Raw genomic sequence first — 5,484 nt, forward strand, 5'->3', positions numbered from 1 at the left:
AGTGCACGAACAGGCGGCCCTCGCGCACCAGCATGAACCGCAGGCACATATACGCCACCGGCTCCACCACCCGGGCGGAGGACTCCGTCTCGACATGGATCGGCCCAGGTGCTCGCTGCCTGACAGCTCCTGCGCTGCCCGGGAAGATCCTCTCCATACCTTATTTTCGCCGATCCACGCTCGAAGTGCACCCAGCTTCGGTGGCACATCTCCGCACAAACGGGGCCCGTTTCGGTAGAATCGGCACGGTGTCCCAGCCGGTGGGGCCCGCACCGTCGAGGGAGGACCAACGTGACCGAGCCGTGGCTGTCAGCAGACGACATCGCCGCCCACCTCGGCGTCACCAAGGACACCATCTACACGTGGATCGCCGACAAGGGCATGCCCGCCCACAAGATCGGCCGCCTCTGGAAGTTCCAAGCCACCGAGGTCGACGACTGGGTCCGCAACGACGGCGCCGCCGACTCGGACTCCACCAAGGCAGGTGACTGACTCACGTGCGCATTATCAACAACGTCACCGACCGTCTGGGCGATGACCTCAAGACCGTTCTGACCAGTGGGTCGAAGGTCAGGATCGCGGCCTCCACGTTCTCCATCTTCGCTTTCGAGGCGCTGAAGAAGGAGCTGGAGCGGGTCGACGAGCTGGAGTTCATCTTCACGTCCCCGTCGTTCGTGGCCGAGGATGTGACCGACAAGGTCCGCAAGGAGCGCCGTCAATTCTTCATCCCTGCCGGGCACGCCGAGTCGGCGATTGCTGGGTCAGAGTTCGAGATTCGACTGCGCAACAAGCTCACGCAGAAGGCCATCGCCCGGGAGTGTGCGGACTGGGTGCGCAGCAAGGTCACGTTCCGCTCCAACGCAACGGGCAGCCCCATGCAGCCGTTGGCCGCGGTTGACGACCGCGCCGCCTACTTCCCGATTCAAGGGTTCACCACTACTGACCTGGGCTATGAGAAGGGCCCGGCTGTCTCCAACGTCGTCACCAAGTTCGAGGGCGCGGCTGAAACCCAATCGTTCCTTGCTTTGTTCGACCAGATTTGGAACAACCCGGACCAGCTCGACGACGTCACCCAGGCGGTCTGCGACCACATCGCCACGGTGTACGCGGAGAACTCCCCAGAGCGGATCTACTTCCTCATCCTCTACAACCTGTTCGCCGACTTCCTTGACGACATCAACGACGATGTCCTCCCCAATGACCGCACCGGGTACCAGGAGACCAAGGTCTGGAAGAGCTTGTACAACTTCCAGCATGACGCCGCCACGGGCATCATCAACAAGTTGGAAACCTACAACGGCTGCATCCTCGCCGACTCCGTTGGTCTGGGTAAGACCTTCACCGCGCTGGCCGTCATCAAGTACTACGAGCTGCGCAACAAGTCCGTGCTGGTGCTGTGCCCCAAGAAGCTGGCGGAGAACTGGACGAACTACAACTCCAACTACACCACCAACCTCTTCCGTGAGGATCGCTTCGCCTACGACGTCCTCGCGCATACCGACCTGTCGAGGACGAAGGGCGAGTCCCTCGGGCTTGACCTGGCCCGTATCAACTGGGGTAACTACGACTTGGTGGTGATCGACGAGTCCCACAACTTCCGCAACGCCGACTACGCGGAGGAGAAGGAGTCGCGCTACCAGCGACTCATGCGCCAGGTCATCAAGGAGGGCGTGAAGACCAAGGTCCTCATGCTGTCCGCCACCCCGGTGAACAACCGGTTCAACGACCTGAAGAACCAGCTCCAGCTCGCCTACGAGGGCGAGTCGGAGAATCTCGCCAAGCACCTGAACATCTCCACCAGCGTGGAGAAGGTCTTCTCCGACGCTCAGCGGGTCTTCAACGAATGGTCCAAGCTCGACGCCGAGCACCGCACCACTGACCAGATCTTGAAGATGCTGGACTTCGACTTCTTCGAACTTCTGGACTCGGTGACCATCGCCCGGTCGCGCAAGCACATCCAGGCCTTCTACGACACCACCGAGATCGGTGCCTTCCCCGAACGCCTCACGCCCATCTCCGTGCGTGAACCGCTCACCGATCTCCCAGATGTACCGGGATTCAACGACATCTTCGAACAGCTCCAGGCACTCACCCTGGCCGTCTACACCCCGTTGGCCTACGTGTTCCCGTCCCGTCGAAGCAAGTACGAGGACCTCTACGACGTCACCGCGGGCAACGCCCGGTCGAATCTGGGGCAGGCGGGCCGCGAGCAAGGCCTCAAGCAGCTCATGACCGTCAACCTCCTTAAGCGCCTGGAAAGCTCGGTTGAGGCCTTCCGCCTGACACTGGGTAAGGTCCAAGGCTCCGTTACACACACGCTGTCCCGGATCAGCAACCACGCTGGGAACCTCGCCGACCTTGTCCCAGACATGGCGGGCCAAGACTTCGACATCGACGACGAGGACGACGCCAACATCGAAGCCCTCTCCTTCGGTGAGAAGATCCGCATCGACCTGGACGACCTCGACATCGAGTCCTGGCAACGCGACCTGTGGAACGATCGCGAGACCCTGCGTGAACTCCTCGACGAGATGAACAGGGTCACCCCAGACCATGACCTCAAGCTCCGCAAGCTCAAGGACATCATCCGCTCCAAAGAGCAGCATCCGATCAACCCCGGCAACCGCAAGGTATTAGTGTTCTCCGCCTTCGCGGACACCACCGACTACCTCTACAAGAACCTCGCACCGGCACTTGCCGCCGCCGGGCTGGAGACGGCGGTCATCACCGGCGGCAACCGCGCCCACGCCACCTTGGGGAAGGGCTACGACTTCCAGCAGATCATGTCCCTGTTCTCCCCACGTTCCAAGCAGCGTGAGCTGACCATGCCCGGAGAGACCCGCGAGCTGGACGTGTTGATCGGCACCGACGTCATCAGCGAAGGCCAGAACCTCCAGGACTGCGACTACCTGATCAACTACGACATCCACTGGAACCCGGTGCGCATCATCCAACGGTTCGGACGCATCGACCGCATCGGCTCCACCAACCAGGTCATCCAGCTAGTGAACTTCTGGCCCGACATCTCCTTGGACGGGTACATCAACCTCAAGGAACGCGTCGAGAACCGGATGGTGATCGCCGACATCGCGGGCACCGCTGACGACAACGTCCTCACCCAAGAAGACCCGGACGCTGCCTTCCGTAAGGAACAGCTCCGCAAGCTCCAAGACGAAGTCATTGAACTAGAAGACGTCCGAACCGGTGTCTCCATCACCGACCTCGGACTCAACGACTTCCGCATGGACCTGCTCGGATACATCAAGCAGTACGGCGACCTCGCCACAGTTCCGAAGGGCCTGCATGCCGTCGTTCCCGCCGACCCTGCCAAGGGACTGGTCCCCGGGGTGATCTTCGCGCTGCGCAACGTCAACGCGGACGAGCACATGAACCGTGGAAACCGTCTCCATCCGCACTACCTCGTCTACCTCGACGAGGACGGCCAGGTGATCGCCGACCACACCGAAGCCAAGCACCTGCTGGATCTGCTGCGTACTGGATGTCGACCTTTCAACCAGCCGGTTCCCAATGCGGTTCGTGCGTTCAACGAGGCCACCCGAGACGGCGCTGACATGAGCCAGTACTCTCAGCTGCTGACGGATGCGATCCACTCGATGATCGACGTCACCGAGGAACGCGACATCGATAGCCTGTTCACACCGGGTCCCACCACTGCTCTGACTCAGACCATCGCCGGACTCGACGACTTCGAACTCACCGCGTTCATCGCGGTCGTCAACTCCTCGGAGGAGGCAGGTGCCGGTGACTAACCTGCTGTATCACTGGCCAAGCGCAGCCCACTTCGGACGACGGGTGCCCAAGGAGAAGTTCTACGAACACGCTAGCGTCAACACTGCACTGCGGGAGAAGTTCATCACCGAGGTTGATCGAGTGTTCTGGGCCTTCGACCTAGCCCAGGCCACCATCAACCTGGAGAGTACTGCTGAGGTCCCCGACGTCGCGGTCTTTCAAGTTGACGTCAAAGGCTCGGACGTCTCCGAGCAGGTGCTCAGCGCCATCGACAAGTCGATACCTCGCCCGATCATCTTCGAGGTTAACCGAGACGTCGCCAGCACGCGCGAGACCCGAATGGTCGCAGCCCACAAGCAGCTCGGTGCGGGCGCTCCGAAGATCAGCCAGTACTTCAGCACCGGTTGGCAGCCCGCCGACACCGAGCGCCAACCATTACCGACCGCCATCACCTTGCCTGCGCTCTACGCAGCCCTTCTAGAACCGCTCGCCAATGTCGAGGTTCGTCCAGGCGAAGGAATGTCGGAGGTCGCTGACAGACTGAAGACCGTCGGCAAGCTCGAACGTGAGATCAAGACATTGGAGCGCAAGCTCCGCACCGAGAAGCAGTTCAATCGGAAGGTTGAACTGCGCCGCACCCTCAAGACCAAACAAGCACAGCTGGAACAGCAGAGGTAAGACCATGGAAAAACTGCGCATGACATCGCCCGACCTGACCGAGGCGAACATCGACAAGCTCGCCGAGCTGTTCCCAACCGTCATCACCGAGACTCTCGATGCCGACGGCAACCCGCAGCGCGCCATCGACTTCGACCTCCTCCGCCAAGAACTCTCCGACCACATTGTCGACGGACCCCAGGAGCGGTACCGTCTGGACTGGCCGGGTAAACGCGCGGCAGCCTTCGCCGCCAACGCTCCGATCGCGAAGACCCTCCGCCCAGTTCGGGAGGAGTCCGTCGACTTCGACACGACCAAGAACCTCTTCATCGAAGGAGACAACCTCGATGCGCTCAAGCTCCTCCAGGAGTCATACCTAGGCAAAGTGAACGTTGTTTACATTGATCCGCCTTACAACACCGGCAACGACTTCGTATACAACGACCACTTCGCCGAATCAAATGAAGATTACCTTGTGCGCTCTGGTCAGCAGTCACAGTCTGGTGAGCGTTTTGTCGCGAACGCCGAGTCCAACGGTCGTTTCCATTCGGACTGGCTAGACATGATGTATTCGCGGCTAAAATTGGCGCGCAGCTTGCTTTCTGATGATGGAGTGATCATGGTCGCCATCGGTGACCGTGAGCATGCAAATCTTCGCCTTCTTCTCGACCAAGTTTTTGGCAGCGACAATTTTATATCGGATGTCGTGTGGCAGGGTGGCCGCAAGAATGATTCACGGTACGTTTCCAACGGCGCCGACTACATGATGATTTACGCAAAGAACGAGAGGCATCTCAGTGAGCTGGGTGTTCGTTGGCGTGAACCTAAGGTTGGCCTAGAATCAGCGCTGGCAAAGGCTGCTTCCCTCTGGTCGAGTCGAACAAGCGACGCGGATGCTGAACGCCAATGGAAATCTTGGCTCAAGAAGGCCAAGGCATCTCGGGACATAACCGATTCGGTGGCGCGGTATGACCAACTGCAGCCAGGCACTGGCCGTCCGATGAGTACATATCGAGACATTACAGGCTCTTCACGATTGAGGGTGTAGTTGGGGTCTGAATCCTCCGGCCTCGAGGA

The 5,484-nt window shown here is 60.2% G+C and carries 4 protein-coding genes; all 4 read left to right on the plus strand.

Going from position 1 to position 5,484, the window contains the following annotated elements; genetic code table 11:
* The first annotated feature begins 291 nt into the window (after positions 1 to 291).
* Genes ABF648_RS11710 through ABF648_RS11725 form a run of 4 tightly spaced genes read left to right on the plus strand, consistent with a single transcriptional unit; the run spans position 292 to position 5,455 of the window.
* Positions 292 to 492, plus strand: coding sequence for a helix-turn-helix domain-containing protein (locus tag ABF648_RS11710; RefSeq protein WP_065673675.1), 201 nt, complete (start codon positions 292 to 294; stop codon positions 490 to 492).
* Positions 493 to 497: 5 nt separating this feature from the next.
* A complete protein-coding gene (locus ABF648_RS11715) occupies positions 498 to 3,770 on the plus strand; it encodes a helicase-related protein (RefSeq protein ID WP_415632426.1) in 3,273 nt (1,090 codons plus the stop codon).
* Complete coding sequence (locus ABF648_RS11720) at positions 3,763 to 4,428, plus strand: DUF4391 domain-containing protein (protein WP_415632427.1); 666 nt, start codon at positions 3,763 to 3,765, stop codon at positions 4,426 to 4,428. Before ABF648_RS11715 ends, ABF648_RS11720 begins: the two co-directional genes overlap by 8 nt.
* A 4-nt stretch (positions 4,429 to 4,432) precedes the next feature.
* Positions 4,433 to 5,455 (plus strand): site-specific DNA-methyltransferase, encoded by a 1,023-nt coding sequence (locus ABF648_RS11725; RefSeq protein ID WP_415632428.1) that lies wholly within the window; start codon positions 4,433 to 4,435, stop codon positions 5,453 to 5,455.
* Positions 5,456 to 5,484 lie beyond the last annotated feature (29 nt).

This window comes from Propionibacterium sp. (assembly GCF_047719395.1).
Taxonomy (GTDB): domain Bacteria; phylum Actinomycetota; class Actinomycetes; order Propionibacteriales; family Propionibacteriaceae; genus Propionibacterium.